This window comes from Acidovorax sp. MR-S7 (genome assembly GCF_000400995.2).
Lineage (GTDB): Bacteria > Pseudomonadota > Gammaproteobacteria > Burkholderiales > Burkholderiaceae_C > MR-S7.
The window spans coordinates 76,867-102,778 of sequence record NZ_DF238937.1 but is presented as its reverse complement, the minus strand read 5'-3'; the positions used below and the strand labels follow the sequence as shown (position 1 = coordinate 102,778).

The window sequence follows — 25,912 nt, the reverse complement described above, 5'->3', positions numbered from 1 at the left end:
TGTGCTTACGGACAGGCCGGCTCGCGCCGGCGGTGGATTGTCCGTTTACACAAAATTCTGCACACCCTCTGGCCAGCCTGTTGCCCAGGCAACGCATACCGACGAGCAAACCTGTACATGCCATAAATCATCGGCGATGATAGGCGGGTTTCCTTTTCCGTCTTAAGAATCCGCTGGTTACATGGCTGCCGTAGGTACCCCTCAGAAAGAGTCTCCCTCTATTGCTCTGCCAGGCTTGGCGCGGGCGCTCATGTCTGTGGGAAAACTGAGCCAGAAATCCGCCGAGGATATTTACAAAAAATCACAAACAAGCCGCACCAATTTCATCGCTGAATTGACGGGATCCAACACGATCACCCCCAGCGATTTGGCACATACAGTGTCTGCGATTTTTGGCGCGCCTTTGGTGGATATCAGCGCTATTGATCCATTGCGCATTCCCAAGGAATTGCTGGACGCCAAGCTGTGCCAGGCTTACAAGGTGGTCGCGCTGAATAAGCGCAATAACCGCCTGATCGTCGCAACGGCCGATCCCACGGACCAGGAGGCTGCGGAAAAGATCAAATTCACGACCCAGATGGGCGTGGACTGGATCATCGCCGAGCACGACAAGCTCATCAAACTCATCGATGCGACCTCCAAAAGCGTCAGCGAAACCCTGGACACGATTACCAGTGGCGGGGATTTTGAATTCGATGACATTCCCGTCGAAGAGGCATCGGAAAGCAACGAGGCAGCGACCACCGAGGTCGAAGATGCCCCCATCGTCAAGTTTCTGCATAAGATGCTGCTGGACGCATTCAACATGCGGGCATCCGATCTGCATTTCGAACCTTACGAGCACCATTACCGCGTGCGCTTTCGCATCGACGGGGAATTGCGGGAAATCGCCTCGCCTCCCATTGCGATCAAGGAAAAGCTGGCTTCCCGGATCAAGGTCATCTCCCGCCTCGATATTTCCGAGAAAAGAGTGCCACAAGACGGCCGGATGAAGCTCAAGGTGGGCCCCGACCGGGTGATCGACTTCCGCGTAAGCACCCTGCCGACCTTGTTCGGCGAAAAGATCGTGATCCGTATCCTCGATCCGAGCAGCGCCAAGCTGGGGATCGACGCGCTGGGGTACGAGCCCGAAGAAAAAGAACGGCTCCTGCATGCCATCGGCCGGCCCTACGGCATGATTCTGGTGACCGGACCCACGGGTTCCGGCAAGACGGTGTCCCTCTACACCTGCCTGAACCTGCTGAACAAGCCCGGCGTCAACATCGCGACGGCGGAAGACCCATCGGAAATCAACCTGCCGGGCGTGAACCAGGTCAACGTCAACGAGAAGGCGGGGCTTACCTTCGCCACGGCGCTCAAGGCCTTCCTGCGCCAGGATCCGGACATCATCATGGTCGGCGAAATCCGGGACCTGGAAACTGCGGACATCTCGATCAAGGCCGCACAAACGGGCCACCTGGTGCTCTCGACCCTGCACACCAACGACGCACCGACGACGTTGACGCGCATGCGCAACATGGGGATCGCCCCCTTCAACATCGCATCCAGCGTCATCCTGATCACCGCGCAACGCCTCGCGCGCCGCCTGTGCCCCAACTGCAAGGCCCCGGCCGACATTCCGCATGAAACCCTGCTGGAGGCCGGCTACCGCGAGGAAGAAATCGATGGCTCCTGGGTGACCTACAAGCCCGTCGGATGCTCCGCCTGCAACAACGGCTACAAGGGACGTGTCGGCATCTACCAGGTCATGCCCGTTTCCGAAGAGACGCAACGCATCATCCTGCGCGACGGCAGTGCCCTGGAAATCGCGGAGCAGGCCCGGCTGGAAGGGGTGCGCTCCCTGCGCGAGTCCGGCCTGCACAAAGCGAAGATCGGACTGACCTCGCTCGAAGAGGTCCTGGCCGTCACCAACGAATAATCGCGACGGAACGACACCAATGGCAACCGCAACATCGAGGGACATCAAGGATTTCGTCTTTGAGTGGGAGGGCAAGGACCGCAGCGGAAAGGTCGTCCGCGGCGAGGTACGCGCTTCGGGCGAGAACCAGGTCAAGGCCACCCTGCGGCGCCAGGGCGTGCTGCCCACGAAGATCAAGAAGCGCCGGATGCGCTCCGGCAAGAAGATCAAGCCCAAGGACATCGCGCTCTTCACGCGTCAGATGGCCACCATGATGAAGGCGGGCGTGCCCTTGCTGCAGGCCTTCGACATCGTGGGGCGCGGCAACGCCAACGCGAGCGTCACCAAGCTGCTCAACGACATCCGCAGCGACGTGGAGACGGGTACGTCGCTGAACTCCGCCTTCCGCAAGTACCCCATGTACTTCGACAGCCTCTACTGCAACCTCGTCGAGGCGGGCGAGGCGGCCGGTATCCTGGAAACGCTGCTGGACCGGCTCGCGACCTACATGGAAAAGACGGAGGCCATCAAAGGCAAGATCCGCTCGGCGCTGATGTACCCGATCTCGGTGATCATCGTCGCGTTCGTGGTGGTGACCATCATCATGATCTTCGTGATCCCGGCCTTCAAGGAGGTGTTCTCTTCCTTCGGTGCCGATCTGCCGGCTCCCACGTTGCTCGTGATGGCGATCAGCGAATTCTTCGTGTCCTACTGGTACCTGATCTTCGGCGTGATCGGCGGCGGCTTCTACTTCTTCATGCAGGCGTGGAAACGCAACGAGAAGATGCAGCGCTTCATGGACCGCCTGCTGCTGAAGCTGCCCATCTTCGGCGCACTGATCGACAAGTCCTGCGTCGCGCGCTGGACGCGCACGCTGTCCACCATGTTCGCGGCCGGCGTGCCGCTGGTGGAGGCGCTGGATTCGGTGGGCGGCGCCTCCGGCAACTCCGTGTACGCGATCGCCACGGACAAGATCCAGCAGGAAGTCTCCACCGGCACCAGCCTCACGGCCGCCATGGGCAATGCCAACGTCTTCCCCTCGATGGTGCTGCAGATGTGCGCCATCGGCGAGGAATCGGGCTCCATCGACCACATGCTGGGCAAGGCGGCCGACTTCTACGAGCAGGAAGTCGATGAAATGGTGGCCGGGCTGTCCAGCCTGATGGAGCCCATCATCATCGTGTTCCTCGGCACGCTGATCGGCGGCATCGTCGTGTCCATGTACCTGCCGATCTTCAAGCTGGGCCAGGTGGTCTGATCGATGACGGGTTCTGCGCAATGGGACGCCGCGTTGGTCGGCATCCTGGGCCTGCTGATCGGCAGTTTTCTCAACGTGGTGATCCACCGGCTGCCCCGCATGATGGAACGCCAGTGGGCAGCAGAGTGCGACCAGTACGCACGCGATGCCGGCCTGCTCCCCGAAGGCACAGCCCCCGTTTCCACGGAGACTTTCAACCTCTGGGCGCCGCGCTCCCGCTGCCCCTCCTGCGGGCATGAGGTGCGCTGGTACGAGAACATCCCGGTGCTCAGCTACATCGGCCTGCGCGGACGCTGCTCGGGCTGCGGCACGCGCATCAGCGCACGCTACCCGCTGGTGGAGCTGCTCACGGGCGCGCTGTTCTACGCCTGCGCGGTCCACTGGGGCTGGTCCGCGGCCACGGCAGCCTGGTGCGGCTTCTGCGCGGCCCTGGTGGCCCTGGCCTTCATCGACTGGGACACGACCCTCCTGCCGGACGACATCACCCTGCCCCTGCTCTGGGCCGGCCTGACCGCGGCCACGCTGCGGTGGATCGACGTCACGCCTGCAGACGCCATCCTGGGCGCCGTGGGCGGCTACCTGTCGCTCTGGGCCGTGTACTGGGGCTTCAAGCTCGCGACCGGCAAGGAAGGCATGGGCTATGGCGACTTCAAGCTGTTCGCTGCGCTGGGCGCATGGTTCGGCTGGCAGGCGCTGGTGCCCATCATCCTGATCGCATCGGTCATCGGGGCGCTCGTGGGCATTGCGATGAAGCTGGCCAGCCACCTGCGCGAGGGCAAGTACGTCCCCTTCGGTCCCTTCCTCGCGGGCGGGGGAATCGCCGCCATGCTCTGGGGCCCGCAGCAGATCATGCAGGCCATCCTGGCCTTGCTGGGGCTCTGAGCATGCCGCCCCGCAGCTTCCGGCTGGGCGTGACGGGCGGCATCGGCAGCGGCAAGAGCACCGTGGCCGCCATGCTGGGCACGTTCGGCGCAGCGCTCGTCGATGCCGACGGCATTGCGCGCTCCGTCACCGAAGCCGGGGGCGCAGCGGTCCCCGCCATCCGCAGTACGTTCGGCGCCGACTACATCGACACCCAGGGCGCACTGGACCGCGCCCGCATGCGCGCGCTGGTCTTCGCCGACGCCGGCGCCAAGCTGCGGCTCGAAGCCATCATCCACCCGCTCGTGGGCCACGCCATCGCACAGGCCGTGCATGAGGCCAGCCTGGGCGGCCGCCGCCTCATCGTGCTCGACATCCCGTTGTTGACGGAATCGCCCCGCTGGCCTCGCCAGCTCGATGCCGTGCTGGTGGTGGACTGCCGCGAGGCCACGCAGATCTCCCGCGTGCAGGCGCGCAGCGGGCTCGGCCCCGATGCCGTGCAGGCCATCATGGCCACGCAGAGCAGCCGCGCGGTGCGCCGTGCGGCGGCCGACATCGTGGTCTACAACGACGGCCTGACGCTCGCGGATTTGCACACAAAGGTACACGGGATCGCCGCATCGTTCGGGCTATGATTGCCAGGCGCAGTTCCGTGCACCCCCAGGAACCCCCTAGCGTGATCCTTTACGAATACCCTTTCAACGAGCGGCTGAGAACCTACCTGCGGCTCGAGCACCTGTTCCGTCGGCTCGGCGAGCTGATGCCCCGCGCGCATCCGCTGGACCACCACTACGCGCTGGTGACGATGTTCGAGATCATGGACGTGGCGGCACGGGCCGACCTGAAGGCCGACGTGCTCAAGGACCTGGAGCGGCACAAGCACCAGTTCGACGGCTACCGAGGCAACCCCTCCATTTCGGAAGCCGCGCTGGACGGCGTCATCGGCCAGTTGGACCACTGCTTCGCCGCGCTCAACGGCCAGAACGGCAAAGCCGGCCAGGCACTCACCGAGAACGACTGGCTCATGAGCATCCGCAGCCGCATGGGCATCCCGGGCGGCACCTGCGGCTTCGACCTGCCTGCCTACTACGCCTGGCAGCACCACGCGCCCCAGGAGCGCCAGCACGACCTGGAAACCTGGGCCGCCAGCCTGGGCCCGCTGGCCGAATCCGTCTACCTGCTGCTGCGCCTCATGCGCGATGCGGGCCTGCCTCAGAAGGTGGCGGCCGAGCGCGGACAGTTCCAGCAGAACCTGCCGCAGGGCCGCACGTTCCAACTGCTGCGCTTGGCGCTGGATCCGGCCCTGCAGGTGATCCCCGAAATCAGCGGCAACCGCCTCATCGTCTCGGTGCGCCTGATGCGCCAGGAAGAAAACGGGCGCCTGGTCCCCAGCACCGAAGATGCGTTCTTCGAGCTGACGCTGTGCGCTTGAACGCCATGGCCACGCCCGCCCAGCAGCCCTCCTCCAGCGCCCGGCAGGTGCCCTGCCCCACCTGCGGCGGCCCCAGCCTCTACAGCCCGGCCAACCCCTACCGCCCGTTCTGCAGCGAGCGCTGCCGGCAGATCGACCTGGGCGCCTGGGCCAACGAGGACTTCCGCATGCCGGCCGAAGCGCCGCCCGAGGACGCCGAATACGGCGACCCCAAACGCCTCTCCTGAATTTGCATGAAATCGGCCTCTAGCGCTTGCCGGGCAAGTGTTGGCAGCTATGGTTTTTGCTGCTCAGCCCAGCACGGACGGATCGAACGCCTCGCCGCGCTCCTCGGCCAGCCACTGCAGCACGGGATAGGCACCGGGCAGCACGGGCCGCACCTGCACCGGCCACTGCTGCCAGCGCATCGCCTGACCCTCGCGCATCTCGAACTCGCCCTGCCATGCATGCACCTTGCACCAGTGCAGGCGCACGAGCGCGTGCGGATAGTCGTGCTCCGTCACCTTCCAGACCTCGGCGGGGCCGATGGTCACGCCCAGCTCCTCGATCAGTTCGCGGCGCAGCGCCTGCTCCACCGTCTCGCCCGCCTCGATCTTGCCGCCGGGAAATTCCCAGTAGCCCGCATACGGCTTGCCCTCAGGCCGGGTGGACAGCAGCAGCGCGCCGTCATCCCGCAGCAGGATGCCGACGGCCACCTCGGTGTGCTTGCGGCTCATGCGCCCTGGCGCCCGGCGAAGTCGCGCGCGAACTGGTAGGCCACGCGGCCCGAGCGCGAGCCGCGCTCCAGCGCCCAGACCAGCGCCTCGGGCCGTGCCGCCTCGATGGTGGCCTGCGGCACGCCCAGCGCGGACAGCCACTGCGCAACGATGGCCAGGTATTCCTCCTGGCTGAACGGGTAGAAGCTCACCCAGAGGCCGAAGCGCTCGGACAGGGAGATCTTCTCTTCCACCACCTCACCCGGGTGGATCTCGCCGTCGGCCGACGTGGTGTAGCTCAGGTTGTCCTTCATCTGCTCGGGCAGCAGATGGCGCCGGTTGCTCGTCGCGTAGACCAGCACGTTGGGCGTGGCCGCGGCCACCGAGCCATCGAGGATGGACTTGAGCGCCTTGTAGCCCGCCTCGCCCTCCTCGAAGCTCAGGTCGTCGCAGTAGACGATGAATTTCTCGGGCCGGCCCGAGCACACGTCCACGATGTCGGGCAGGTCGGTCAGGTCGGCCTTGTCCACCTCGATCAGGCGCAGGCCCTGCGGCGCGTACTGGTGCAGGCAGGCCTTGATGAGCGAGGACTTGCCCGTGCCGCGCGCCCCCGTCAGCAGCATGTTGTTGGCTGTGCGCCCATGGACGAACTGCTCGGTGTTGCGCTGCACCTTCTCCTTCTGCGCGTCGATTTCCTTGAGGTCGTCCAGGCGCATCACCGCCACCTGGCGCACGGGTTCCAGCGTGCCGTGGCCGCTGCTGCGCTTGCGGTAGCGCCAGGCCACGGACTGGCTCCAGTCGGGCGCGGTGAGCGGCTGGGGCAGCACGGATTCGATGCGGGCGATGAGCTGCTCGGCGCGCAGCAGCAAGTGGTCGAGTTTTTCGTTCATTTTGGCCTCTAGCGCTTGCGCATCAAGCGCAAGCAGCTATTAAACAAATAGCGATCAGGAGCGGTAGTCGGCGTTGATGGTCACGTACTCGTGGCTCAGGTCGCAGGTCCAGACGGTGTCGGCCGCGTCGCCGCGCCCGAGCACCACGCGCACGGTGATCTCGCTTTGCTTCATCACGCGCTGGCCGTCCTCCTCGCGGTAGGCGGGGTTGCGCCCGCCCTGCACGGCCACGTGCACGTCGTCGAGGTACAGGTCGATGAGCGTCTGGTCGAGATCCTCGATGCCCGCGTAGCCCACGGCCGCGAGGATGCGGCCCAGGTTCGGGTCGCTGGCGAAGAAGGCCGTCTTGACCAGCGGCGAGTGCGCGATGGCGTAGGCCACCTGGCGGCATTCCTCGCCGGTGCGGCCGCCCTCGACGCGCACGGTGATGAACTTGGTCGCTCCCTCGCCGTCGCGCACGATGGACTGGGCGAGTTTCTGCGCCACTTCCAGCAGCGCGGCCTTGAGCGCGCCACCTTCGTCACTATCGAGCGATGTGATGGGCGCGTGCGCGGCCTGGTGCGTGGCGACGAGCACGAACGAGTCATTGGTGGACGTGTCGCCGTCGATGGTCACGCGGTTGAAGGACTGGTCGGCCAGCTCGCGCACGAGCTGCTGCACCAGTGCGGGAGCGATGCACGCATCGGTGGCCAGGAAGCCCAGCATGGTCGCCATATTGGGCCGGATCATGCCTGCCCCCTTGGAGATGCCGGTGATGGTCACCGTGGTGCCGCCGATTTGTACCTGCGTGCTGAACGCCTTCGGCAGCGTGTCGGTGGTCATGATGCCCTCGGCCGCGCGCGCCCAGTGCGCGGGCTGCGCATCGGCCAGCGCGGCGGGCAGGCCGGCCTCGATGCGGTCCACGGGCAGCGGCTCCATGATCACCCCGGTGGAGAACGGCAGCACCTGCCGCGCGTCCAGTCCCAGGCGGCCCGCGAGCGCCGCGCAGGTGGCGCGCGCGCGCGCCAGGCCGTCGGCCCCTGTGCCGGCGTTGGCGTTGCCGGTGTTGACCACCATCGCGCGGATGGCCTGGCCTCCCTCCAGGTGCTCGCGGCAGACCTGCACGGGCGCAGCGCAGAAACGGTTCTTGGTGAACACGCCCGCGACGGTGGCGCCTTCATCGAGCAGGAACACGGTCAGGTCCTTGCGGTGGGCCTTGCGCACGCCGGCTTCGGCCACGCCGATGCGCACGCCGGGCACGGCATGCAGGTCGGATGCGATGGGAGCAGAGAGATTCACAGGCATGGTCGTCGTCCTTGAAAAATGCAAAACACGGGCCGCAGCCCGTGTTCAGTCCAGAGAAAGCATCAGGCCAGCTTGCCGTGGCACTGCTTGAACTTCTTGCCGCTGCCGCAGGGGCAGGGATCGTTGCGGCCCACGCGCACGCCTTCGGGCAGGTTGAGCGCGGCAGCGCCGTCGGCGTTGATGGTGGTGTCCACGCCGCCGGATTCGTTGGGCGCGCTGTAGGTCACGTTGCCGATGTTCTCGCCGCGCTGCTCTAGCGCCTGGGCGGCCTCGTCCACCTGTGCACTGGACTGCACCTGAACGGTCATCATCACGCGCGTGACTTCGTTCTTGACCTGGTCGATCAGCTGGCGGAACAGCTCGAACGCCTCGCGCTTGTATTCCTGCTTGGGCTGCTTCTGCGCATAGCCGCGCAGGTGGATGCCCTGGCGCAGGTAGTCGAGCGCGCTGAGGTGGTCGCGCCAGCTGGTGTCGAAGCTCTGCAGCAACACCATGCGCTCGAACTGGGTGAAGTTGTCCCCGCCCACCATGGCCACCTTGGCGTCGAACGCGGCGCGCGCGGCGTCCAGCACCTTCTGCAGGATCTCGTCGTCCGTGATGGCTTCGGAGCCTTCGACCTCCTGCTGCAGCGCCAGCGGCACCTGCCAGTCGGAGACCAGCGCCTTCTCCAGCGCCGGCAGGTCCCACTGCTCTTCGACCGATTCGGCAGGCACGTACTGGCGCACCACGTCGGTAAGGCAGTCGTCGCGCATGGCCGAGATCAGGCCGGCCAGGTCGGCCGCATCCAGGATCTCGTTGCGCTGCTGGTAGATGACCTTGCGCTGGTCGTTGGCGACGTCGTCGTATTCGAGCAGCTGCTTGCGGACGTCGAAGTTGCGCGCCTCGACCTTGCGCTGCGCGCTCTCGATGCTGCGCGTGACGATGCCCGCCTCGATGGCCTCGCCGTCGGGCATCTTCAGGCGGTCCATGATGGCCTTGACGCGGTCGCCCGCGAAGATGCGCATGAGCTGGTCGTCCAAGCTCAGGTAGAAGCGCGAGGAGCCGGGGTCACCCTGGCGGCCCGAGCGGCCACGCAGCTGGTTGTCGATGCGGCGCGACTCGTGCCGCTCGGTGGCGATGATGCGCAGGCCGCCCAGCGCCGTGACCTTCTCGTGGTCGAGCTTCCACTGCGCGCGCAATTCCTCGATGCGCTGGGTGCGTTCGGCTTCGGAGAGCGATTCGTCGGCCTCCAGCGCGGCCACGGCCTTCTCCACGTTGCCGCCGAGCACGATGTCGGTGCCGCGGCCCGCCATGTTGGTGGCGATGGTGATCATGCCGGGGCGGCCCGCCTGGGCCACGATGTCGGCCTCGCGCGCATGCTGCTTGGCGTTGAGCACCTGGTGCGGCAGGCCGGCCTTGTTCAGCAGGTCGTCGATGATTTCGGAGTTCTCGATCGACGTGGTGCCCACCAGCACCGGCTGGCCGCGTTCGTGGCACTCGCGGATGTCGGCGATGGCCGCTTCGTATTTCTCGCGCGTGGTCTTGTACACGCGGTCGAGCTGGTCGTCGCGCTTGCTCGGGCGGTTGGGGGGGATGACCACGGTTTCCAGGCCGTAGATTTCCTGGAACTCGTAGGCTTCGGTATCGGCCGTGCCGGTCATGCCGGCTAGCTTGCCGTAGAGGCGGAAATAGTTCTGGAAGGTGATCGAGGCCATGGTCTGGTTCTCGGCCTGGATCTCCACGCCCTCCTTGGCCTCGACGGCCTGGTGCAGGCCCTCGCTCCAGCGGCGGCCGGCCATCAGGCGGCCCGTGAACTCGTCCACGATCACGATCTCGCCGTTCTGCACCACGTAGTGCTGGTCGCGGTGGTACAGGTGGTTGGCCCGCAGCGCTGCGTACAGGTGGTGCACCAGCGAGATGTTCGCAGGGTCGTAGAGCGAGGCGCCCTCGGGCAGCAGCCCCTGGCTGGCCAGGATGCGCTCGGCGTTCTCGTGCCCCTGCTCGGTCAGGAATACCTGATGGGTTTTCTCGTCCACCGTGAAGTCGCCGGGCTTGACGACGCCCTCACCGGTGCGCGGGTCCGCTTCGCCCTCCTGGCGTACCAGCAGCGGCACCACCTTGTTGATGGAGACGTACATGGCCGTGTGGTCCTCGGCCTGGCCGCTGATGATGAGCGGCGTGCGCGCCTCGTCGATCAGGATGGAGTCCACCTCGTCCACGATGGCGTAGTTCAAGGCACGCTGAACGCGCTCGCGCGCGTCGTAGACCATGTTGTCGCGCAGGTAGTCGAAGCCGTACTCGTTATTCGTGCCGTAGGTGATGTCGGCGCCGTAGGCGGCCTGCTTTTCCTCGCGCGGAATCTGCGGCAGGTTGATGCCCACCGTGAGGCCCAGGAAGTTGTAGAGGCGCCCCATCCACTGCGCGTCGCGGCCGGCCAGGTAGTCGTTCACGGTCACCACGTGCACGCCCTTGCCCGAAAGCGCGTTCAGGTACACGGGCAGCGTGGCCGTCAGCGTCTTGCCCTCGCCCGTGCGCATTTCGGCGATCTTGCCGTGGTGCAACGCCATGCCGCCGATGAGCTGCACGTCGAAGTGGCGCATCTTCATGATGCGCTTGGAGCCCTCGCGCACCACGGCAAAGGCCTCGGGCAGCAGCGCGTCGAGCGTTTCGCCCTTGGCGATGCGGTCCTTGAATTCCTGCGTCTTGCCGCGCAGCGCTTCGTCACTCAGCTTCTCGTATTCCGGCTCCATCGCATTGATGCGAGCGACCGTCTTGCGGTATTGCTTGAGCAGCCGGTCGTTGCGGCTGCCGAATAGTTTGGTGAGAAAGTTGGTGGCCATGCGAACAGGACCGCGCTGCGCATCACGAAAGCGGCAGAGCGGCCGGAATCCCTAAGATGAATGAATTCAGATGGGGGCCACCGCCTGGATTGCAAGCAACTGCAACGCGGGAACGGCGGGGCACGGATCGAGGATTCTACCGTCGTGCCACGTCGGCCTTGGCAGGGCGGGCCGCCGCCACCGGCACCTCCCGCGCGTCCTGGCCGGCGGTCAGGAATTTCTGCGGGTCCTGCGGCACGCCTTGCACCCACACCTCGAAATGCAGGTGGGGACCGGTGGAGCGCCCCGACGTGCCGACCTCTGCGATCTTCTGCCCGCGCCGGACCAGGTCTCCCAGCTTGACCATCGTGCGGGAGGCATGCGCGTACCGGGTGATCAACTGGTTGCCGTGGTCGATCTCGACCATGTTGCCATAGGCGGGGTGGTACTCCTGCGCGATCACCACGCCCCCGGCCGCCGCCACGATCGCCGTGCCCGTGTCGGCGGGGAAGTCCAGGCCGGTATGCAAGGCCGACTGCCCCGTGAGCGGGTCGATGCGCCAGCCGAACGGCGAGCCCACCGAGCGCCCCAGCACCGGGGCCTGCGTGGGCACCAGGTGCTTGCGGATGTGCTGGTCGAACAAACGCGACTCCACCACGGTCATCAGATCCACGCGCCGGTCCGTCAGCGCCGCCAGGTCGTCCAGCGCTGCGTCCAGCTCCTGCATGCTCAGGGAATGGCCCGACACCAGGGCGCCGCCCTGCCCCGGCACGCGGGAGGTATCGAGCGGCGGCATGCCGGCCAGGCCCATCACGCGCTCGCCGAGCGATTCGAGCTGCATCAGCCGTGCCTGCATCTCTCCCAGCTTGCGGGCCATCGCGTCGATGTTGGCCCGCATGAAGCGCTCACGCTGCTGGACATCCTCCTGCATCGCCGCCGGCGCGCCCCCGTCCGTGCCGGGCCATTGCCGCAACCAGTGGTACGCACCGGCCGCCGCCAGCATCAGCAGCAGGCACAGCAGGGTTGCAGCCACGGCCAGTTGCCCCCCTCCAAGGTGTATGGCCCGGCTTCGTGCCAGCCGGGCATCCGTGATAATCACATGCACAACGTGTGTCCCCTCCGTTGGCGATCACTTTCTTGCCATGAACCGCCGCCATTACGCCATCTCGCTCCAGCAGGCCAGCCAGGAGTCGCCCACCCTGGCCCGCTTGACTGCGCTGACCCGCGAGTCCAGCGACCGGCTGAAAGCCATCGAGACATTGATTCCTCCCTTGCTCCGGCCCGCGCTTCAAGCCGGGCCGATCGAAGGCACCTGCTGGTGCCTGCTGGTGCGGAGCAATGCGGCAGCGGCCAAGGTGCGGCAGTTGCTGCCGGCATTTCAGGCGCAACTGCGCAATCGGGGGTGGGAGGTTACCTCCATTCGCCTGAAAATTCAAACCTGAGCCGGCGGGCGGCCCGATGGGCGAAAGAGGTGGGGAAGTTGGTGCCGGTTGTCGGATTCGAACTGACGACCTACCGCTTACAAGGCGGGTGCTCTACCAACTGAGCTAAACCGGCGAGAGGCTGCATTCTAGCCGCCAAATGCCGGGGTTTTCACCCTCGGCACTCCGGCGGGAGACGGCGTTATTTGACCCGCTTCAAGGACGGGCGGGCACCGCTGCCAGCAGGCGGCTGCGGGCGTGGCGGCTCCTCGCCGTCGTCTGCCACGCTCTCCACGGACTGGAGCTGCACCGGGCTGCGTTCCGGTGCGCTGGGGGCTGCAGTGGCCGCACCCGTGGCTTGCTGCTCATCCTGGGGCGCCACCACGTCGTCTTCCAGCGGGAAGGCCATGCCCTGCCCATTTTCCCGCGCATAGATGGCGACGACGCGGCGCACCGGCACCATGATGTCGCGCGGCTCCCCACCGAAGCGGGCCTTGAACTCGATGAAATCGTTGCCAAGCTGCAGCGCGCTCGTGGCGTCGTAGCTCACGTTCAGCACGATCTCGCCGTTGTTGACGTATTCGCGGGGTACCTGCACGGAGTCGTTGACGCGCACGACGAGGTAGGGCGTGAACCCGTTGTCCGTGCACCACTCGTACAGGGCCCGGATGAGGTACGGGCGCGTGGAAGTGAAATCCTGGGCGTTCATGATGCGCGGCGACGAATGCGGTTTACTTGCGCATGACCTTTTCGGATGGCGTCAGCGCCTCGATGTAGGCCGGCCGCGAGAAGATGCGCTCCGCATACTTCAGCAGGGGGGCGGCGTTCTTCGACAGCTCGATGCCGTAGTAGTCCAGGCGCCACAGCAGCGGCGCGATGGCCACGTCCAGCATGGAAAAGCCTTCGCCCAGCATGTACTTGTTCTTGAGGAACACGGGCGCCAGTTGGGTCAGGCGGTCGCGGATGTGGGCGCGCGCCTTTTCCAGTGCCTTCTCGTTGCCTTTGGTGGCGCGGGATTCGAGCGTGTTCACATGGACGAACAGCTCCTTCTCGAAATTCAGCAGGAACAGGCGCACGCGCGCGCGGTCCACCGGGTCGCCCGGCATCAGCTGCGGGTGCGGAAAGCGCTCGTCGATGTACTCGTTGATGATGTTCGACTCGTAGAGGATCAGGTCACGCTCGACCAGGATGGGCACCTGGCCATAGGGGTTCATCACGCTGATGTCTTCGGGCTTGTTGTACAGGTCCACATCGCGGATCTCGAAGTCCATGCCCTTCTCGAACAGGACAAAACGGCAGCGATGGGAAAAGGGGCAGGTCGTACCCGAATAAAGCACCATCATGGTGGGCAGCTCCTAAAAATCAAAAGAGTGGGTGCTGTAGCACCCACTCTGTACAGGCGTGGCAGCGCCGGGAAAGCGCGGCGAGAGTCTAGCGCTTACTTGATGTCCTTCCAGAACGCCGCGTTCAGCCGCCAGGCGATGACGGTGAAGACGCCCAGGAAGATCAGCACCCAGACGCCGATGCGAACCCGCGTATTTTGCGCCGGCTCGCCCATCCACTGCAGATAGTTGACGAGATCACCCACAGCCTGGTCGTATTGCAGCGGCGTCATGCTGCCGGCCGAGACCTGCTCCCAGCCCTTGAAGATATGCTCCACCCTGCCGTGGCTCTGATGCTCCTCGAAGACCGGGCGGCGGTCGCCCTGCAGCTGCCAAAGGGCGTGGGGCATGCCCACGCTCGGGAAGGCAAGGTTGTTCCAGCCGGTGGCCTTGGTGTCGTCGCGGTAGAAGGTGCGCAGGAAGGTGTAGAGATAGTCCGCACCCGTGCCACCATGTCCGGCGCGCGAGCGCGCGATCACGGTGAGGTCCGGCGGGTTGGCGCCGAACCACTCCTTGGCCTGGCGCGGGTCGATGGCGGACTTCATGGTCTCGCCCACCTTGTCGGTGGTGAACAGCAGGTTGTCCTTGATCTGCTGGTCGGTGAGGCCGATGTCCTTGAGGCGGTTGAAACGCATGAAGGCTGCCGAGTGGCAGTTCAGGCAGTAGTTGACGAACAGCTTGGCGCCGTTCTGCAGCGAAGCCGTGTCGCTGGTGTTGACGGGCGCCTTGTCCCAGGCGATACCGCCTTCGGCAGCTTGCGCGCCCGAGGCAATGCCCAGCGCAGCGATCAACGTGAGGATGAGTTTCTTCATTGTTGTGTTCTCCAGCTCAATGCGGGGCGAAGGTCACGCGCTCGGGCACGGGCTTGGGTTCGCCCAGGCGGCTCCACCAGGGCATGAGCAGGAAGAAACCGAAGTAGAACAGCGTGCCGACCTGCGACACCCGCTCGCCGATCGGCGAGGGCGGCTGCACCCCCAGGTAGGCCAGGATCACGAACACGATCACGAACACGCCGTACAGGTACTTGTGCCAGTCCGGACGGTAGAGGATCGAACGCGCGGGGCTCTGGTCGAGCCAGGGCAGGAAGAACAGGATGACCACGGCGCCGCCCATCACCACCACGCCCCAGAACTTGGCGTCGATGGAGAGCATGAGCACGATGGCCAGGGCGGCGGCGATCGCGATGCCGCCCTTAACGAAGCCGGGCAGCTTGCCCTTGAGGATGCCGTAGCCCGCGCCCAGCACCACGCAGGCGATCAGCGCATACATCATCTCGCTCGTGATGGCACGCAGCATCGAATAGAACGGCGTGAAGTACCACACCGGAGCGATGTGCGAAGGCGTCTTCAGCGGGTCGGCGGGAATGAAGTTGTTGTACTCCAGGAAGTAGCCGCCGAACTCGGGCGCGAAGAACACCACGGCCGAGAAGATGAACAGGAACACGCACACGCCCAGGATGTCGTGCACCGTGTAGTACGGATGAAAGGGCACGCCGTCCAGCGGATGGCCGTGCTCGTCCACGGGCTTGCCAGGGCCCTTGATCTCGATGCCGTCGGGGTTGTTGGAGCCCACATCGTGCAGCGCCAGCAAGTGTGCCACCACCAGGCCCAGCAGCACCAGCGGCACGGCGATCACGTGGAAGCTGAAGAAGCGGTTCAGCGTCGCGTCGCCCACCACGTAGTCGCCGCGGATCAGCAGCGCCAGGTCGGGGCCGATGAAGGGGATGGCCGAGAACAGGTTCACGATCACCTGTGCGCCCCAGTAGGACATCTGGCCCCAGGGCAGCAGGTAGCCCATGAAGGCCTCGGCCATGAGGGCCAGGAAGATGGCGCAGCCGAAGATCCAGACCAGCTCGCGCGGCTTGCGGTAGCTGCCGTAGAGCAGGCCGCGGAACATGTGCAGGTACACGACCACGAAGAAGGCGGAGGCCCCCGTGGAGTGCATGTAGCGGATCAGCCAGCCCCAGGGCACGTCGCGCATGATGTACTCGACCGACTCGAACGCCTTGGCGGCATCGGGCTTGTAGTGCATCACGAGGAAGATGCCGGTGACGATCTGGATCACCAGCACCAGCAGGGCCAGCGAGCCGAAGATGTACCAGAAGTTGAAGTTCTTCGGAGCGTAGTACTCCGACATGTGCACCTTGTAGGCATCGAAGGCCGTGGGGAAACGGTTCTCCAGCCAGTTGGTGACCTTCGCGCCCGCCGAGGCGTTGGGCGAGAGTTCCTTGAATTCGCGGTAAGCAGCCATGTGTTCTGTCTCCCTCAAGCCGTCTTGTCTTCACCGATCAGGAGCTTGGTCTCCGACAGGTACGTGTGCGGCGGCACTTCGAGGTTGTCGGGCGCGGGCTTGTTCTTGAACACGCGGCCGGCCATGTCGAAGGTGGAGCCATGGCAGGGGCACAGGAAGCCGCCCTTCCAGTCGTCGGGCAGCGAAGGCTGCGCGCCCGGCGTGAACTTGTCGGAGGGCGAGCAGCCCAGGTGCGAGCAGATGCCCACGGCCACCAGCACCTCGGGCTTGATGGAGCGCCACTCGTTGCGCGCGTATTCGGGCGTGAGTTCGGCGGGATTGCGCTTGGACTGCGGGTCGGCCAGCTGGCTGTCGAGCTTGGGCAGCTCCGCGAGCTGCTCGGGCGTGCGCTTGACGATCCACACGGGCTTGCCGCGCCATTCCACGGTGATCTTCTCGCCGGGCTTGAGCCCCGAGATATCCACCTCGACGGCAGCGCCCGCAGCCTTGGCCTTTTCGGAGGGCTGGAACGTGCTCACAAAAGGAACGGCGGTCGCCACGCCGCCCACCGCACCAGCGCAGCCGGACGCAATCAGCCACGTCCGCTTGCTGGAGTCGATCGGAGTTTCACTCATGGGGATCCTCGGTATGCATCGCTATTGGGGGGTCAACCGCAAATTGTAGCGGAGTGAAAATGGTTATTCCAACGCGGTGAACCCCAGTAAGCTAGGCAATACTTCAGTGTTTTCATCTATATCAAAGGACGAGTGGCATGGGAATCGCACAAGAATTCAGGGAGTTCGCGGTCAAGGGCAACGTGATCGATCTGGCCGTGGGCGTGATCATCGGAGGGGCATTCGGGAAGATCGTCGACTCGGTGGTCAGCGACCTCATCATGCCTGTCGTCGGCCTGGTGTTCGGCAAGCTGGACTTCTCCAACCTGTTCCTGGTACTGGGCAGCGTGCCCGCAGGCACGCCGCATACGCTAGATGCGCTGCGCAAGGCCGGCGTGCCCGTGCTGGCCTATGGCAGCTTCATTACCGTGCTGGTGAACTTCGTCATCCTCGCGTTCATCATCTTCATGATGGTCAAGCAGATCAACCGCCTCAAGCGCGAGGCGCCTCCCGCGCCGGCCGAACCGGCGGCCACGCCGGAGGACATCCAGCTGCTGCGCGAGATCCGCGACAGCCTCAAGCGCTGACCCCCCAAGCCCGCCGATGAGCGGGCTTTTTTACGCGGCCAGCCTGCGCGCCATGCGCACGGCCTCGACGAGGCTGGAGGCATCGGCCACGCCCTGCCCCGCGATGTCGAACGAAGTGCCGTGGTCCGGGCTGGTGCGCACCAGCGGCAGGCCCAGCGTCACGTTCACGCCCTTGTCCACGCCGAGGTACTTCACGGGGATCAGCCCCTGGTCGTGGTACATGGCCAGCACCACGTCGAACTCGCCCGCGCGCCCAGGCGCACTGCGTGCGCGCATGAAGATGGTGTCGGGCGCATGCGGGCCGTGCGCGTCGATGCCCTCGGCGCGCGCCGCGGCGATGGCCGGGGCGATGGCGTCCAGTTCCTCGCGGCCGAACAGGCCGCCCTCGCCTGCATGCGGGTTGAGCCCTGCCACGCCGATGCGCGGCGCGCGGCCCAGGCTGCGCGACAGCGCCGCATGCGTGATGCGCAGGGTCTGCAGCACGTTGTCCGGCGTGACGGCGGCGATCGCCTCGCGCAGCGCGACGTGGATGCTGACCAGCACCGTGCGCAGCTCGTCGTTGGCCAGCATCATGCGCACCGGCATGCGTGCCACGGGCACGCCCGCGTGGTGCGCGGCCTCGGCCTGCAACAGCTCGGTGTGTCCGGGAAAGTCCACGCCAGCCGCGGCCAGCGCCTCCTTGTGCAGCGGCGCGGTGACCAGGGCGGCGATCTCCCCGCGCAGTGCGGCGCGCGCGGCCCAGACCACGCAGGCGGCCGCATCGCGCCCGGCCTGCGCGCTCACCACGCCCCACGGCGCCGGCCCCGCGAGGCCGGGCAACTGCAGCACGGGCAGGCAGCGCGGCGGCACGCCATGCGCGTCCTGCGGGCCGTCGATGCAGGCCACGGGCAGGCCGGGCACGCCAGGCCGCCCGATGCACGCGGCGGCTCGGCGCAGCGTGGCCACGTCGCCCACGGCGAAGCAGCCGCGCATCTCGTGCGGCGCGTCGCGGAACGCCTTGGCGACGATCTCGGGGCCGATGCCTGCGGGGTCGCCCTGTGTGATGGCGATGAGGGGAATATGGGTCAAATCAGCCTCCATCGCTTAACCAACAAGCGCAAGCAGCTATCAAAACGATAGTCAGGCGGGATTATCGATCTCGATGAATTCATGCGACAGCCCCAGTTGCGCCGCCACGTGCGCCGCGACGGCGGGCGCGCCGTAGCGCTCGGTGGCATGGTGGCCCGCAGCGATGAAGGCCACGCCCGTCTCGCGCGCCAGATGGGCCTGGGGCTCGGAGATTTCACCGGTGAGGAAGGCGTCGGCCCCTGCGGCGATGGCGGCCTCGAAGAAGCCCTGCGCGCCGCCCGTGCACCAGGCCACGCGGCGGATGGGGCGCGCGTCCTCGGGATCGGCCAGCGTCACGCTACGGCCCAGCACGGCCTGCACATGGGCGGCCAGATCGGCGGCACCGGCGAAATCGGCGTGCGCGGCGAAGCCCAGCTCCTGGTCGCCGAAGCGCTGGTCGGCCTGCCAGCCGAGCACGCGGCCGAGCTGCGCGTTGTTGCCCAGTTCAGGGTGCGCGTCCAGCGGCAGGTGGTAGGCGAAGAGGTTGATGTCGTGCGCCAGCAGCCGCTGCAGGCGCTGCTTCATCCAGCCGGTCACGCGGCCGTCCATGCCGCGCCAGAACAGGCCGTGGTGCACGAAGATGGCATCGGCCTCCTGGCGAATAGCCGCATCGATCAGTGCGCGGCTGGCCGTCACGCCGCTGACGATGCGGTGGATCTCGGGCCGGCCCTCAACCTGCAGGCCGTTGGGGCCGTAGTCCTTGAAGCGCTCGGGCTGCAGCAGCGCGTCGAAATGGGAGAGCAGTTCCTGTCGGGTGGTCATGCCCGCAATTGTGCTGCCGATCGTGCCTGCCAGCCCCGGCAGGCCAGCGGCCAGAACCCGATGGCCGCGCCCAGCACGCCCATCGCGCCCACGTAGTGCGCGGGCGCCATCACGTCGGCCTGTTGCCACACCGACACCAGCATGGGCGTGAGCCCGCCGAACACGGCATAGGCCAGGTTGTAGGCGAACGACAGGCCCGTGAAGCGCACCGCCGGCGGGAAAGCACGCACGCCGACCACCGGCAGCAGCGCAATGGCGCCCACGAAGAAGCCCGCCAGGCCATAGTGCCAGACGAGCGAGGCCGCATCGCCCGGCAGGCCCAGGTAGAACCAGTAGCAGGTAGTGCTCATGCCCAGCCAGCCGACGGCCATGGCGGCGCGCGTACCGGCCCGGTCGGACAGCCAGCCCCAGAACACGCAGCCCAGCGTGAGCGTGACCGTGGCGACCGCGTTGGCCTTGAGCGCCAGCGCCGGCTCGATGTGGAACACCTTCTGCAGGTAGGACGGCGCGAGCAGCACCACGACCACGATGGCGGTGGAGAGCACCCAGGTCATGAGCGCCACCAGCACGCAGGCCTCGCGGTGGTCGCGCAGGATGGTCTTGATGGGCAGCTCGCGCCCCTCGGCCTTGCGCGCCTGCAGTTCCTTGAAGATCGGCGTTTCTTCGAGGAAGCGGCGCAGGTACACCGACACCAGCCCGAACACGCCGCCCAGGATGAACGGAATGCGCCAGGCCCAGTCGTGGATCTCTGCCTGGCTATAGGTGCTGTTGAGCCACACGCCGAGGATGGAGCCCAGGAAGATGCCGCCCGTGATGCCCGAGGTCAGCGCGCCGATGGCGAAGCCGTAGTGCCGCGCGGGTGCGTGCTCGGCCACGAACACCCAGGCGCCTGGCATCTCGCCGCCGATGGCCGCGCCCTGCAGCACGCGCATCAGCAGCAGCAGGATGGGCGCGGCCACGCCGATGGCCGCGTACGTAGGCAGCAGGCCGATGACCAGCGTGGGCACGGCCATCAGGAAGATGGAGAGCGTGAACATGCGCTTGCGGCCCAGGATGTCGCCGAAGTGCGCGATCAGCACGCCGCCGATGGGTCGCGCGAGGTAGCCCGCCGCGAAGATGCCCAGCGTCTGCAGCTGGCGCATCCAGTCGGGCAGGCTGGGAGGGAAGAACAGCGCACCGATCACGTTGGCGAAGAAGACGAAGACGACGAAGTCGTAGAACTCCAGCGTGCCGCCCAGGGCGGACAGGCCCAGCGTCTTGTAGTCGCCGCGGGTCAGGGGACGATGGTGTGCGCCCGTGCCCGGGAGGGGCGCGGCGGAGATGAGTGTGGTCATGGGATGCGTTCCGGCTAACTTGCGAGCGCTGCGCGGGCCCTGGGCGCTTGGCAGCAGGGCAGCGGGCCAGTTCAGGGAACGATCCGGATAGGGTCTGGGCATGCAGGCCGGGCGGGTGCGCCGGGCCGCAGGGAACGGATGGCCGATGCAGCGGACTTCATTCTAGGGTTAACCCTAGTTTCTTTCAGGGCACTGCCCGTTTCCCCTGCCGTGCACAGGGCCGGGGCCTGCGCCCGGCCGCTCCCCGCAAACGCGCGACAATGGCGGCGTTTTCCTCCCTCGAGCCGAAGCCCCGCATCATGAAGCGCTACTGGTTGCTGTTTTCCCAAGCCGTGACGGTGCTCGCCGCCGCCTACTTCGTCGTCGCCACCCTGCAGCCCAGCTGGCTGCAGCGCGGCGCTACCAGGAGCAGCGCGGGCATTTCGCTGATCGAGGCGCCCTCCGCCCCCGTCGCGCAGCCCGCCGCGGGCAGCTTCAGCGCCGCGGCGCGCAAGGCGGCGCCAGCGGTGGTGAGCATCAACACCAGCAAGGCCGTGCGCCATCCGCGCAGCAACGACCCGTGGTTCCAGTTCTTCTTCGGCGACCAGGGCACGCAGGCGCAGACGGGTCTGGGCAGCGGCGTGATCATCAGCCCCGACGGCTACATCCTCACCAACAACCACGTGGTGGAAGGCGCCGACGAGATCGAGGTGACGCTCACCGACAGCCGCCGCGCGCGCGCCACCGTGATCGGCACCGACCCCGAGACCGATCTGGCCGTGCTGAAGGTCGAGCTCGACAAGCTGCCCGTGATCGTGCTGGGCGACTCGGACCAGCTCGCCGTGGGCGACCAGGTGCTGGCCATCGGCAACCCCTTCGGCGTGGGCCAGACGGTGACCAGCGGCATCGTCTCGGCGCTGGGGCGCAGCCAGCTCGGCATCAACACCTTCGAGAACTTCATCCAGACCGACGCGGCCATCAACCCCGGCAATTCCGGCGGCGCGCTGGTGGACGTGAACGGCAACCTCATGGGCGTCAACACCGCCATCTATTCGCGCTCGGGCGGCAGCATGGGCATCGGCTTCGCCATCCCCGTTTCCACCGCCAAGCTGGTGCTGGACGGCATCGTGCGCGACGGCCAGGTGACGCGCGGCTGGATCGGCGTGGAGCCCAACGAGCTGTCGCCCGAGCTGGCACAGACCTTCGGCGTGCAGGCCACCGAGGGCGTCATCATCACCGGCGTGCTGCAGGGCGGCCCCGCGGCCCAGGCTGGCGTGCGGCCGGGCGACGTGATCCTGCGCGTGGATGGCAAGGCCACCAACAATGTGTCGCAGCTGCTCACGGCGGTGGCCGCCCTCAAGCCCGGCACGGCCGCGCCCTTCGACCTGCAGCGCGGCGATGCGCGCATGGAGGTCTCCGTGGTGCCCGGCACGCGCCCGCGGCTGCAGCAGCGGCGCTGATCCGCCACAGCACTATCAAAAAAATAGCTGCCGGCGCTTGCCCATCAAGCGCTGGCAGCTATTTTTATGCCTGATCGTTCAGGAGGCCGATTCCGCGCTGTCCTCCGGCGCCTTGGTGGTGCGGATGAAGATCTGCGCCGCCCAGATGCCCAGCTCATAGAGCAGGCACATGGGAATGGCCAGTGCCAGCTGCGACACCACGTCCGGCGGCGTGACGATGGCGGCGACCACGAAGGCGGCCACGATGAAGTAGCCGCGGAAGCTCTTGAGCTTGTCCACGCTCACCACGCCCAGGCGCGCCAGCACCACCACGGCGATGGGCACCTCGAACGCCAGGCCGAAGGCCAGGAACATGGTCATCACGAAGCCCAGGTAGGCCTCGATGTCCGGCGCGGCGGTGATGCTCTTGGGCGCGAAGCCCTGGATGAAGCTGAACACCTGGCCGAACACGAAGAAGTAGCAGAAGGCCACGCCTATAAAGAACAGCACCGTGCTGGAGACCACCAAGGGCAGCACCAGCTTCTTCTCGTGCGAGTACAGGCCCGGCGCGATGAAGGCCCACACCTGGTAGAGCACTACGGGCAGCGCGACCAGGAAGGCCGACATCAGCAGGATCTTGAGCGGCACCATGAACGGCGAGATGACCGAGGTGGCGATCATCGTAGCGCCCTGCGGCAGGTGGGCCACCAGCGGCGCGGCCAGGAAGTCGTAGAGCCGGCCGGGGCCGGGGAAGAAGAACAGCACCGCGGCGACGATGCCCACGGCGATCAGCGCCTTGAGCAGGCGGTCGCGCAGCTCCATGAGGTGCTGCACGAAAGGCTGCTCGGTGCCGGCCAGCTCGTCTTCTTTATCGGGGGTTTCGGACATGGTGGGGGTGGGGCCGCAGCGGCGGCATGCACGCGGACCGCGCGGGCGATGCGGCCGCCGTCACAAAGGTCAATGGAATCGTTGGGGCCGGAAGCGCGCCACGCGCGCCGCGCCGGACTGCGCCTTGGTGCGTACGCCGGCGCGCGACTTGTACCACTGCGGCACCGCGCCGCGCTTGAGGCGCCAGTTCTTGCCGGGGTGCTTGTAGGCCGGGACGATGGTGGAGGAAGATGCCGCCTGCAGCGCGCCGTCATCCGTGCTGCTGTCGGACGTGAGGCCGGCCACGCCCGCGTCCCAGTCCTTCTGGAAATCGGAGGCGCTGGTCTGGATGCTCTGCTCCACGTCGCGCGCGGCGTTCTCCACCGTATCCTTCATCTTGCGCAGTTCGTCCAGCTCCATGGAGCGGTTGACCTCGGCCTTCACGTCGGCCACGTAGCGCTGCGCCTTGCCCAGCAGCGTGCCCACGGTACGGGCCACGCGCGGCAGCTTCTCGGGGCCGATGACGATGAGTGCGACGGCGCCGATGAGCGCCATCTTGGACAGGCCGATGTCGATCATGGACGCGCGCGATCAGCTCTTGTGCTTGGCTTCGACGTCGATGGTGGTCTTGTCGGCCGCGGTGGTGTTGGTCACCTGGCCGGCGGGCGCGCTGGCGGAGGCGGCGTCATCGCTGGCGCCGTCCTTCATGCCGTCCTTGAAGCCCTTGACCGCGCCGCCGAGGTCGGAGCCGATGTTCTTGAGCTTCTTCGTGCCGAACACCATCACGACGATGAGCAGCACGATGAGCCAGTGCCAAATGGAAAACGAACCCATGGAAATCTCCTAACGAATACAGGCCATTCTAGACGCGGGGCATGTCGCCTGCCGCCGCATATCCCTGCCGGCGTCAGCCCTTGCGCCAGGGGCGCGGGCCGCCGATCACGTGCATGTGCAGGTGGTGGACTTCCTGCCCGCCCTCGGTGCCGGTGTTGACCACGATGCGAAAGCCCCCTTCCGGGTACGGGTTGCAGCCCTGCTCATGCGCCAGGCGCGGCGCCAGGGCCATCATGTGGCCCAGCAGGCCCGCGTGCTCCGGCGTGACGGCGGCCATGGAATGCAGGTGCGTCTTGGGCACCATGAGGAAGTGCACCGGCGCCCAGGGCTGGATGTCGTGGAAGGCGAAGACCTGTTCGTCCTCGTAGACTTTCTTCGAGGGAATCTGGCCGGCGATGATCTTGCAGAAAAGGCAGTTCGGATCGTGTTGCATGGTGGTTGGAGCGCGTGTCGCACGCTCTACGCATTGTCCGCGATGTTCACGCTCGGGCGCACGCCCACGTCGCCGCGGTGGCCCGCGAGCCACTGCTCGCCGGCCTCGCGGCCCAGGGCGAAGAGCTGGCGCACGAAGGACAGGTCCGCACGCACCTTGCTCGACGAGCCGAAGGGCGCGAGCACCGCGCCGCCGTCGATGCGGTGCATGCGCACGCTCTTGTAGCGGCGCGGGTCCAGCTTGCCCTCGGCCAGCAGGCGGCGCACGAACTCGATGGCGCGCAGCTCGGCCAGCAGGCTGGCGTTGAAGGTCACCTCGTTCATGCGCTCCATGATTTCCGCCGCGCTGCCCGGCACGCCCGCGTGCTCGATGGGGTTGATCTGCACCAGCAGCACGTCGCTGCATTCGGTCTTGTAGATCAGCGGGTGCAGGGCCGGGTTGCCGGAATAGCCGCCGTCCCAGTAGTGCTCGCCGCCGATCTCCACGGCCTTGAACAGCATGGGCAGGCAGGCGGACGCCATCACCGCATCGGCGCTCAGGCGCTTGCCGGTGAAGATCTCACCGCGCCCGGTGCGCACGTTGGTCGCGCACACGAACACTTGCGGGATGCGGGCGTGCGTGGCGCACAGGCGCTCGAAGTCCACCTCGCGCTCCAGCAGACGGCGCAGCGGGTTGATGTCCAGCGGATTGGTCTGGTAGGGCGAGAGCCACTGGGTCCACAGGCCCATGAGCGCCTTCGCGCCCGGCAGCGGCACGCCCCACATCAGGCTGCCGAGCGTGCCCACGCCCTCCCACAGCCGCGTGAGCGTGGCGCGCGCCTGCGCGCAGCCGGCCAGGTGCGCCTCGTGCGGGTCGGAATGCTCCTGCGCGGCCTCGGCGAAGCCGTGGGCCAGGGCCACGGCGTTCATGGCGCCGGCGCTGGTGCCGCTCACGCCCTCGAAGGAAAAGCCGCCGTCTTCCAGCAGGGCGTCGAGCACGCCCCAGGTGAGCGCGCCGTGCGAGCCGCCGCCCTGCAGGGCGAGGTTGAGCCGCTGCGTGCCCCCCGCCTCAGGCATGGATGGCCTGGCCCTTGTTCATCTCGACCATGCCGCGCACGATGCGGTAGAGGAACCAGATGGAGATCAGTCCCCAGGCGATCCAGCCGGGGAAGATGAAGATCCACAGCGGCGCGGTGACCACGTAGAGCACCCCGGCCCAGATCACGGTGCGGATGCGCCACGAGAAATGGCTGGCCTGCCAGGTGCCCTGGGCGTCGCTTTTCTTCACGAGGTCGATGACCAGCGCCACGATCAGCAGCGCAGCGCTGGGCTGCGCGCCCGGCACGACGGCCGCCACGGCGACGATCAGGTGCAGGATGTAGCTGACCCAGCCGACGGTCTTGAGCGATTCGGCGCGCTGGTTCGGCTCCACGTCGATGATGTCGTTGTTCACCTCGGACCTCCTTCTTCGGTTGCACGGGCTGCGGCCTTGCGCAGGGCTTTCTCCTCGATGCCGCTGGTGCCTTCGCGGCGCTCCAGCTCGGCGATCACGTCGGCCGGCGTGGCCCCGTAGTGGGCCAGCGCGATCATCGAGTGGAACCACAGGTCGGCCACTTCGTAGACCAGCTTGGCCTTGTCCGCCCCGTGGTCCACGTCCTTCGCGGCCATGACGCACTCGGTGGCTTCCTCGCCGATCTTCTTGAGAAAGGCGTCGGGCCCCTTATGCAACAAGCGGGCCACGTAGCTTTTCTCGGGGTCGCCGCCGTTCGCCGCCTTGCGGCTTTCGATGATGGCGGCCAGGCGGGCCAGGGAATCGTTGCTGGACATGAGT

At 66.6% G+C, this 25,912-nt stretch carries 29 protein-coding genes and 1 tRNA gene; 9 read left to right on the top strand and 21 right to left on the bottom strand.

The genetic code is table 11. From position 1 onward, the window contains the following. Positions 1–181: 181 nt before the first annotated feature. From pilB to AVS7_RS14185, 6 genes are read left to right on the top strand one after another with little or no spacing between them, the layout of a single operon-like run. On the top strand, positions 182–1,918 hold the full coding sequence (pilB, locus tag AVS7_RS14210; RefSeq protein ID WP_034690979.1) for a type IV-A pilus assembly ATPase PilB: 1,737 nt from the start codon (positions 182–184) through the stop codon (positions 1,916–1,918). Positions 1,919–1,937: 19 nt separating this feature from the next. Beyond that, positions 1,938–3,155 carry a type II secretion system F family protein gene (locus AVS7_RS14205; RefSeq protein ID WP_020229078.1) on the top strand — a complete coding sequence of 406 codons (1,218 nt, stop codon included), beginning with the start codon at positions 1,938–1,940 and terminating at the stop codon, positions 3,153–3,155. Between the two features lie 3 nt (positions 3,156–3,158). Next, positions 3,159–4,037, top strand: coding sequence for an A24 family peptidase (locus AVS7_RS14200; protein ID WP_020229077.1), 879 nt, complete (start codon positions 3,159–3,161; stop codon positions 4,035–4,037). Between the two features lie 2 nt (positions 4,038–4,039). Further along, on the top strand, positions 4,040–4,651 hold the full coding sequence (gene coaE, locus AVS7_RS14195) for a dephospho-CoA kinase (protein ID WP_020229076.1): 612 nt from the start codon (positions 4,040–4,042) through the stop codon (positions 4,649–4,651). 41 nt (positions 4,652–4,692) lie between these two features. After that, entirely contained in the window at positions 4,693–5,448 is a 756-nt protein-coding gene (gene zapD / locus AVS7_RS14190) for a cell division protein ZapD (protein ID WP_020229075.1), read from the top strand. 5 nt (positions 5,449–5,453) lie between these two features. Continuing rightward, positions 5,454–5,675: a DNA gyrase inhibitor YacG gene (locus tag AVS7_RS14185; RefSeq protein ID WP_020229074.1), complete on the top strand. Its 222-nt coding sequence runs from the start codon at positions 5,454–5,456 to the stop codon at positions 5,673–5,675. Positions 5,676–5,738: 63 nt separating this feature from the next. On the opposite strand, the gene AVS7_RS14180 is transcribed toward AVS7_RS14185, so the two are convergent. The 5 genes from AVS7_RS14180 to AVS7_RS14160 form a co-directional block, all read right to left on the bottom strand. Beyond that, positions 5,739–6,164 (bottom strand): NUDIX domain-containing protein, encoded by a 426-nt coding sequence (locus AVS7_RS14180; RefSeq protein ID WP_020229073.1) that lies wholly within the window; start codon positions 6,162–6,164, stop codon positions 5,739–5,741. Beyond that, a complete protein-coding gene (locus AVS7_RS14175) occupies positions 6,161–7,033 on the bottom strand; it encodes an ATP-binding protein (RefSeq protein WP_020229072.1) in 873 nt (290 codons plus the stop codon). Before AVS7_RS14175 ends, AVS7_RS14180 begins: the two co-directional genes overlap by 4 nt. Positions 7,034–7,087: 54 nt before the next feature. Continuing rightward, positions 7,088–8,317: a bifunctional glutamate N-acetyltransferase/amino-acid acetyltransferase ArgJ gene (gene argJ, locus AVS7_RS14170; protein WP_020229071.1), complete on the bottom strand. Its 1,230-nt coding sequence runs from the start codon at positions 8,315–8,317 to the stop codon at positions 7,088–7,090. Positions 8,318–8,379: 62 nt separating this feature from the next. Continuing rightward, positions 8,380–11,136 carry a preprotein translocase subunit SecA gene (secA, locus tag AVS7_RS14165; RefSeq protein ID WP_020229070.1) on the bottom strand — a complete coding sequence of 919 codons (2,757 nt, stop codon included), beginning with the start codon at positions 11,134–11,136 and terminating at the stop codon, positions 8,380–8,382. A 136-nt stretch (positions 11,137–11,272) separates the two neighbouring features. Then, positions 11,273–12,220 (bottom strand): M23 family metallopeptidase, encoded by a 948-nt coding sequence (locus tag AVS7_RS14160; protein WP_034690978.1) that lies wholly within the window; start codon positions 12,218–12,220, stop codon positions 11,273–11,275. Positions 12,221–12,257: 37 nt separating this feature from the next. Between AVS7_RS14160 and AVS7_RS14155 the strand changes: the two genes are divergently transcribed. Continuing rightward, complete coding sequence (locus AVS7_RS14155; RefSeq protein ID WP_020229068.1) at positions 12,258–12,557, top strand: hypothetical protein; 300 nt, start codon at positions 12,258–12,260, stop codon at positions 12,555–12,557. Positions 12,558–12,596: 39 nt separating this feature from the next. Here AVS7_RS14155 and AVS7_RS14150 read toward each other — a convergent pair. From AVS7_RS14150 to petA, 6 genes are all read right to left on the bottom strand, one after another. Beyond that, positions 12,597–12,672: transfer RNA gene (locus AVS7_RS14150), tRNA-Thr, on the bottom strand. A gap of 66 nt (positions 12,673–12,738) precedes the next feature. After that, the gene (locus tag AVS7_RS14145; RefSeq protein WP_020229067.1) at positions 12,739–13,245 is read right to left on the bottom strand and encodes a ClpXP protease specificity-enhancing factor; all 507 of its coding nucleotides are present in this window, start codon (positions 13,243–13,245) and stop codon (positions 12,739–12,741) included. Positions 13,246–13,267: 22 nt separating this feature from the next. Then, positions 13,268–13,879 carry a glutathione S-transferase N-terminal domain-containing protein gene (locus tag AVS7_RS14140; protein WP_013517797.1) on the bottom strand — a complete coding sequence of 204 codons (612 nt, stop codon included), beginning with the start codon at positions 13,877–13,879 and terminating at the stop codon, positions 13,268–13,270. A gap of 95 nt (positions 13,880–13,974) precedes the next feature. Next, positions 13,975–14,730 (bottom strand): cytochrome c1, encoded by a 756-nt coding sequence (locus tag AVS7_RS14135; protein ID WP_020229065.1) that lies wholly within the window; start codon positions 14,728–14,730, stop codon positions 13,975–13,977. Between the two features lie 16 nt (positions 14,731–14,746). Beyond that, on the bottom strand, positions 14,747–16,168 hold the full coding sequence (locus AVS7_RS14130; protein WP_020229064.1) for a cytochrome bc complex cytochrome b subunit: 1,422 nt from the start codon (positions 16,166–16,168) through the stop codon (positions 14,747–14,749). Between the two features lie 14 nt (positions 16,169–16,182). Next, positions 16,183–16,782 (bottom strand): ubiquinol-cytochrome c reductase iron-sulfur subunit, encoded by a 600-nt coding sequence (gene petA / locus AVS7_RS14125; RefSeq protein WP_024001596.1) that lies wholly within the window; start codon positions 16,780–16,782, stop codon positions 16,183–16,185. Between the two features lie 137 nt (positions 16,783–16,919). Here petA and mscL point away from each other — a divergent pair, with 137 nt between their 5' ends. Beyond that, positions 16,920–17,348, top strand: coding sequence for a large conductance mechanosensitive channel protein MscL (mscL, locus tag AVS7_RS14120; RefSeq protein WP_020229062.1), 429 nt, complete (start codon positions 16,920–16,922; stop codon positions 17,346–17,348). Positions 17,349–17,378: 30 nt separating this feature from the next. On the opposite strand, the gene pdxA is transcribed toward mscL, so the two are convergent. Genes pdxA through AVS7_RS14105 form a run of 3 tightly spaced genes read right to left on the bottom strand, consistent with a single transcriptional unit; the run spans position 17,379 to position 20,551 of the window. After that, a complete protein-coding gene (pdxA, locus tag AVS7_RS14115) occupies positions 17,379–18,428 on the bottom strand; it encodes a 4-hydroxythreonine-4-phosphate dehydrogenase PdxA (protein ID WP_024001595.1) in 1,050 nt (349 codons plus the stop codon). 39 nt (positions 18,429–18,467) lie between these two features. Continuing rightward, positions 18,468–19,217 carry a Nif3-like dinuclear metal center hexameric protein gene (locus AVS7_RS14110; protein WP_020229060.1) on the bottom strand — a complete coding sequence of 250 codons (750 nt, stop codon included), beginning with the start codon at positions 19,215–19,217 and terminating at the stop codon, positions 18,468–18,470. Then, entirely contained in the window at positions 19,214–20,551 is a 1,338-nt protein-coding gene (locus AVS7_RS14105; protein ID WP_020229059.1) for an MFS transporter, read from the bottom strand. Before AVS7_RS14105 ends, AVS7_RS14110 begins: the two co-directional genes overlap by 4 nt. 299 nt (positions 20,552–20,850) lie before the next feature. Between AVS7_RS14105 and AVS7_RS14100 the strand changes: the two genes are divergently transcribed. Then, a complete protein-coding gene (locus tag AVS7_RS14100) occupies positions 20,851–21,990 on the top strand; it encodes a S1C family serine protease (RefSeq protein WP_034690974.1) in 1,140 nt (379 codons plus the stop codon). A gap of 78 nt (positions 21,991–22,068) precedes the next feature. On the opposite strand, the gene tatC is transcribed toward AVS7_RS14100, so the two are convergent. The 7 genes from tatC to AVS7_RS14065 form a co-directional block, all read right to left on the bottom strand. After that, on the bottom strand, positions 22,069–22,857 hold the full coding sequence (tatC, locus tag AVS7_RS14095) for a twin-arginine translocase subunit TatC (protein ID WP_020229057.1): 789 nt from the start codon (positions 22,855–22,857) through the stop codon (positions 22,069–22,071). Positions 22,858–22,926: 69 nt separating this feature from the next. Further along, positions 22,927–23,415, bottom strand: a complete 489-nt coding sequence (tatB, locus tag AVS7_RS14090) for a Sec-independent protein translocase protein TatB (RefSeq protein ID WP_020229056.1) — start codon at positions 23,413–23,415, stop codon at positions 22,927–22,929. Between the two features lie 12 nt (positions 23,416–23,427). Beyond that, positions 23,428–23,670, bottom strand: a complete 243-nt coding sequence (tatA, locus tag AVS7_RS14085; protein WP_020229055.1) for a Sec-independent protein translocase subunit TatA — start codon at positions 23,668–23,670, stop codon at positions 23,428–23,430. A 73-nt stretch (positions 23,671–23,743) separates the two neighbouring features. Beyond that, on the bottom strand, positions 23,744–24,103 hold the full coding sequence (locus AVS7_RS14080) for a histidine triad nucleotide-binding protein (RefSeq protein WP_020229054.1): 360 nt from the start codon (positions 24,101–24,103) through the stop codon (positions 23,744–23,746). 26 nt (positions 24,104–24,129) lie between these two features. After that, a complete protein-coding gene (locus AVS7_RS14075; RefSeq protein WP_020229053.1) occupies positions 24,130–25,158 on the bottom strand; it encodes a patatin-like phospholipase family protein in 1,029 nt (342 codons plus the stop codon). Further along, a complete protein-coding gene (locus tag AVS7_RS14070; RefSeq protein WP_020229052.1) occupies positions 25,151–25,534 on the bottom strand; it encodes a membrane protein in 384 nt (127 codons plus the stop codon). The genes AVS7_RS14075 and AVS7_RS14070 overlap by 8 nt, the downstream gene beginning before the upstream one ends. Further along, complete coding sequence (locus AVS7_RS14065; RefSeq protein ID WP_020229051.1) at positions 25,531–25,908, bottom strand: phosphoribosyl-ATP diphosphatase; 378 nt, start codon at positions 25,906–25,908, stop codon at positions 25,531–25,533. Before AVS7_RS14065 ends, AVS7_RS14070 begins: the two co-directional genes overlap by 4 nt. Positions 25,909–25,912 lie beyond the last annotated feature (4 nt).